The organism is Pseudomonas sp. SB113, assembly GCF_040754745.1.
In the GTDB taxonomy this organism is placed as follows: domain Bacteria; phylum Pseudomonadota; class Gammaproteobacteria; order Pseudomonadales; family Pseudomonadaceae; genus Aquipseudomonas; species Aquipseudomonas grimontii.
This window is the reverse complement of the sequence record NZ_JBFMHW010000126.1, coordinates 1-477: the sequence shown is the minus strand read 5'-3', so window position 1 is coordinate 477 and position 477 is coordinate 1. Positions and strand designations below refer to the sequence as shown.

Sequence of the window (477 nt, the reverse complement as noted above, 5' to 3'; positions counted from 1 at the left end):
CGTGGTAGTTTCTGACGGGAGCTGCAAATAGGGAAACTCTAACTCTTCTCGGTCATGGTCTTTCTGTAGCGCTCAGCTATCAGGCATTGCTGGCGACCTTGATCGGCGTTCTTCTGGGACTTGCCGTCGGTGTTCTTCCTGCGCTCGGTCCAGCCGCAGCCGTAGCTATATTGCTGCCAGTCGTCATCAAGTTCGAACCTACGGTCGCGATGGCAGGCCTCGCGGGCGTCTATTACGGCGCGATGTATGGTGGTGCCGTCACCTCGATCCTGCTGGGAATTCCGGGCGAAAGCGCATCCATGATGACGACGCTCGACGGATATCCTATGGCGCGCAAGGGAGAGGCCGGCCGAGCATTGGGGATGAGCGTCTTTGCCTCGTTCGTCGGCGGTCTGTTCGCAATTGTCATGTTCACGGCACTTGCTGCACCGTTTGCACGGTTTGCTGTGGAATTCGGGCCTGCCGAAATGACGGCTC

1 protein-coding gene is annotated in these 477 nt (G+C 58.3%); it reads left to right on the top strand.

Going from position 1 to position 477, the window contains the following annotated elements; genetic code table 11:
* Positions 1 to 86 precede the first annotated feature (86 nt).
* A partial coding sequence (locus AB1462_RS31780) for a tripartite tricarboxylate transporter permease (protein ID WP_367249053.1) occupies positions 87 to 477 on the top strand: 391 nt, incomplete at its 3' end.